Source organism: uncultured Gimesia sp. (genome assembly GCF_937910335.1).
Classification (GTDB): domain Bacteria; phylum Planctomycetota; class Planctomycetia; order Planctomycetales; family Planctomycetaceae; genus Gimesia.
In genome coordinates this window covers 1-4385 of sequence record NZ_CALEMX010000391.1, presented here as the reverse complement: position 1 = coordinate 4385, position 4385 = coordinate 1, and the positions used below count along the sequence as shown (strand labels likewise).

Below are 4385 nucleotides of genomic sequence, written 5' to 3'. Positions count from 1 at the left end.
CACGTCCGTATTATTGACACCAAACAGGTTACTCAGGGCGGAAACACTATTTCCGTCTGCAAATGATGTTGAGATATCTAAAATGAGAGAAAGAATTTACAACTTTTCCGCGGGACCCGCTGCTCTCCCACTTTCTGTACTGGAACAGGCACAAGAGGATCTGATTTCACTGGGAGACACGGGGATTGGTGTTCTTGAGCATTCTCACCGGAGTAAAGCCTTCATTGCCGTTTACGAGCAGGCTGAAGCGCTCTGCCGGGAACTTGCATCGGTACCCGATAATTATAAAATCCTGTTTTTGCAGGGTGGGGCTTCAACTCAATTTTACATGATCCCTACGAATTTGCTTTCCAAAGATCAGACCGCCGACTATCTGGTGACCGGTTCCTGGTCGAAAAAAGCCGTCAAAGAGGCTAAAAAATTTGGAAACGTGAATATTGCCTGTAATAGCGAAGACAAAAATTTTTCCTATATTCCGGAGGAAGTCACACTAAGTGAGCAGCCCGCGTACGTGCATTTCACCTCGAACAATACGATTTATGGTACCGAGTTCGCGACTGAGCCAACGGTTCCCGCGGGAGTCCCTTTGATTTGCGATGCGAGTAGCGATATTTTCTCACGCCCCATCGACATCTCAAAATACGGTATCGTTTACGCTGGTGCTCAGAAAAATCTGGGACCCAGTGGCATGGCGGTCGTCATTATTCGGGATGATTTGATAGAGCAGGGCCCGACTGACATTCCCACTATGCTGCAATACCGCACACATTCTGAAGCGGGTTCGATGTTCAATACGCCGCCGACGTTTGGGATTTATGTACTGGGACGCGTTCTGCAATGGTTGAAAGATCAGGGTGGATTAGCGGCTATGGGGCAGAAAAATCAAGCAAAAGCGGGTAAGCTGTATGATTATCTCGATTCGAGTCAGCTCTTTAAACCGACGGCTGCGAAACAAGACCGTTCTCTGATGAACGTGACTTTTGTGACCGGCGATGCGGATCTGGATGCGCAGTTCATCGCACAGGCGACGGCTGCCGGGCTGGATGGATTAAAAGGACATCGCAGTGTAGGCGGCATGCGAGCAAGTATTTATAATGCCTTTCCTGAGTCTGGCATTGATAAGTTAATCGAAATGATGAGTCAGTTTGAAAAGGAACATGCTTCTTGAATCAATCCGAACTCGATAAATCGCATGCGGATATAGGGCTGGTCTGTGCCCTGCCTATGGAGATCCAGCCGTTTCTGGATCGGTGTGAGCACGTCAAAAAATATACCGGCGGTTCGTATGTGTTTCGAGGCGGTTTTCTGGATCGGATCAAAGTCGCAGTCGTGCAGACGGGAGTCGGGTTCGCCCGCGCGCGTGCAGCGACACAAGCTTTGATCGACGCACATTCGCCCCCCTGGGTCTTATCGGTGGGTTTTTCTGGTGCACTGCAGACGGGCATGAAAATCGGCGATATTGTCGTGGCGACTTCAGTGAGTGATCTGCATGGTCAGGAACTGAAAAATGATGTGCATTTCCCGGAAGACCCGGAACAGGGGCTTTATGTCGGTCGGATTATCAATACCGATCAGATTGTCCGCACGGTTGAAGAAAAATTGCGTCTGGCCGAACAGCATGATGCACTGGCAGTGGATCTCGAAAGTCTGGCAGTAGCGCAAGTCTGCGAGGCCGAGAAGAAAGGCTTCATGGCGATTCGCGTGATCAGCGACGATTGTTCTGTTGATTTGCCTTCCGAAGTCATGTCGATTCTAGGAGAAACGGGAGCCGTCAGGGCCGGGGCCGCATTGGGCGCCGTCTTCAAACGACCGGAAAGCATCAAAGAGATGTGGAAAATGCGCGGCGATGCCTCACGAGCGGCAACGCGACTGGCCAGTTTTCTGGAAGGTGTGGTAACTCAACTTTATGAAGCTCGACACTAATAGTCACCTAAAACTCACCTAAAACTTCACCGCCATCGGGCGTGCTCAAGGCTTTTAATACCGCGCGGTCAACGTCTTCTGAAATGAAACGCACGCTGCCATCAGCCATTAAGACTTGATAACCTCCTTTGTAAGTTGTTTTTTTACCGGAACCTATGATATTGGGTGGATTTGTAATATTGGTCGGATCTCCCCAAGGCTTGAAGTTTTCTCCTATTTCCATAGCCATAATTGTATTTGGGGTACTATCTTTGATATCTACGATCCGAAATCCATTGTTCTTTTTTAGCACAAGCTCATTTCCTCTGTAATGAGATATCTCATATCCATTCACTGGAGCCGTTTCTTGTATTGAGGGGTTTAAGTAAACGCGGATTTTCTGTTGAAAAATCATCTGATTAGCGGGATCATGCCAGGCTTTATTGAAATTAATTTGATTGTATAGCGAGTTCTGATCCACAAAAGGCAGAATCGAAGTCTGCCAGCTGTGATAAGGTCTTCCGTCTGTGGTTTCGATGGCACCAGGAGGAAAAATCGAGTGCTTGTCGTGATAGTTGTGGAGTGCTAATCCGATTTGTTTCATATTATTTTTCGATTTAGGAGCTCCTGAGGTCTCACGGGCTTGTTGGACTACCGGCAAGATGAGAACTACTAACATCAGGATTACTATGATAACCCCGCCTATGGTTATTGCTGGTGTTATCCAATGTGTCGTCGTGTTGTTGTTCTCAGGTGGATGAACCTGCTTATAGTCTTCCAATTGTTTTGCCTTATTGATCTATTGGAGTTGAGTGCTAAATCAATTCTATCCAAATGAAGCACTAATAGTCGCCGATTTTTTCACCACCATTGGGGGTACTCAAAGCTTTGAGTATTGAGGGATTAATATCTTTGGCGATCAAACGCACGCTGCCATCACACATCAGAGCGTAATTACCATCGGGAAATGATGAGATTTTATCAGGTCCAATAATTTGACTTGGTTCTGCCAGAGAAGTCGGGTCGCCCCAGGCTTTGAAATGATTGCCCCGTCCTACCGCCATTATTGTATGTTGCTTGCCATCCAAAATTTCCTGGAAGCGACTGCTATGATTTTTCTTTAGCAGGAGGCTGTTTCCCACAAAATGCGATAGGGCAGATCCATCAGGGGCGACTTTCTCTTTGATCGAGGGGTTCAAGTAGAAAGGGCCCTTGTTCTTAAACAGTTTGTGATTTTGAGGATCACTCCAAGGCTTGTTAAAATTGATTTTATAGTAGATTGAAGCCTGATCAACAAAGGGGAGGATAGATGTCTGCCAGCTGTGATACGGTAGGCCTTTTTGGGTCTCTGTGCCACCCGGCGGAAAACATCGATAGGTAGAATGATAATTGTACATCGCCAGTCCGATCTGTTTCATGTTTTTTCTCGAATTAGAGCGGTTTGTTGCCAAATTAATTCTATCTAGAAAGGATGTGGGAGCAATTGGTTGTGAGCGGGTTGATACAATGCTGGTGGGGGAAGGTGCTTTTGGGGTTATCCCTTGACTGAGTGTTTCTTCGTGAATTTGCTTTGCATGGTATTTTTCAAGAGCGATTCCAATCTGAGTCAAATTCTGTTTTATTTCTTTGCGTCGAACGGCATTACGAGCTTCCCGGACTCCGGTATAAAAGAAAGCGCCCAGCACAAGGATGATATAGAGAGAAATTCCCGTAATGACCAGTTTGATGTAAAATGCGGTTGCATTCTTTTTGTGTGGTGAATTTTGGGAATGATTTTTTTTTTTGCTCTGGTTTGTGAGGCTTGTCTGTCATGAAATATGTTTCTCTCTGCTCTGGATTCAATCTAAAGATTGTTGGCTAAAAGTCGCCAATCACTTCACCACCGTCAGGTGTGCTCAATGCTTTTAACACCGCTGGGTCAATATTTTCCGAGACGAAACGCACGCTACCATCACTTAGCAGGACATGGTTTCCGCCTCTGAAAGAGGTTTTCTTACCCCCTCCGATGAGAGTGGCTGGATCTCCAATGTTTGTGGGATCACCCCAGGGTTTGAAGTTTTCGCCTGTTTCAACCGCCATGATGGTGTTTGATGAGCCGTCAATAATGTTTCGGAGTTGAGTTCTTCCGTTGGTCTTCAGCAAGAGCTTGTTTCCGACGTAATGGGAAAGCCCTAAACCTTCCGGTGAAACTTTTTCTTCTATCGCAGGATTTAAGTATTGTGGGATTTCCTGTTGGAACAAACTCTGATTGGCAGGATCAGTCCATGGGTGATCAAAATCAATCTGATTATAGAGTCGTGCCTGTTCTACAAAGGGGAGAATCATCGTCTGCCAACTATGGTATGGCTTTCCCTCTGTGGTTTCGATGCCACCCGGTGGGAACACGCGATGTGTCTCATGGTAGTTATGCATTGCCAGGCCGATTTGCTTCAACCCGCATTTCCCAGATGACTTCCCTCGCTTTGGCACGTAATTTGCGCCAT

The 4385-nt window shown here is 46.7% G+C and carries 5 protein-coding genes; 2 read left to right on the top strand and 3 right to left on the bottom strand.

Annotation, left to right across the window (positions count from 1 at the left end; translation table 11 throughout):
* Positions 1 to 1168: 3-phosphoserine/phosphohydroxythreonine transaminase (serC, locus tag Q0668_RS15520; protein WP_366918910.1), on the top strand; the 1168-nt coding region annotated here is incomplete at its 5' end.
* Complete coding sequence (locus Q0668_RS15515; RefSeq protein WP_298866285.1) at positions 1165 to 1923, top strand: 5'-methylthioadenosine nucleosidase; 759 nt, start codon at positions 1165 to 1167, stop codon at positions 1921 to 1923. The genes serC and Q0668_RS15515, both read left to right, overlap by 4 nt.
* A 7-nt stretch (positions 1924 to 1930) precedes the next feature.
* Here Q0668_RS15515 and Q0668_RS15510 read toward each other — a convergent pair whose 3' ends face one another.
* The 3 genes from Q0668_RS15510 to Q0668_RS15500 form a co-directional block, all read right to left on the bottom strand.
* Positions 1931 to 2683, bottom strand: a complete 753-nt coding sequence (locus Q0668_RS15510) for a DUF1559 domain-containing protein (protein WP_298866283.1) — start codon at positions 2681 to 2683, stop codon at positions 1931 to 1933.
* A gap of 61 nt (positions 2684 to 2744) precedes the next feature.
* Positions 2745 to 3587 (bottom strand): DUF1559 domain-containing protein, encoded by an 843-nt coding sequence (locus Q0668_RS15505; RefSeq protein ID WP_298866281.1) that lies wholly within the window; start codon positions 3585 to 3587, stop codon positions 2745 to 2747.
* Positions 3588 to 3759: 172 nt separating this feature from the next.
* On the bottom strand, positions 3760 to 4385 hold a 626-nt coding region (locus tag Q0668_RS15500; protein WP_298866279.1), incomplete at its 5' end, for a DUF1559 domain-containing protein.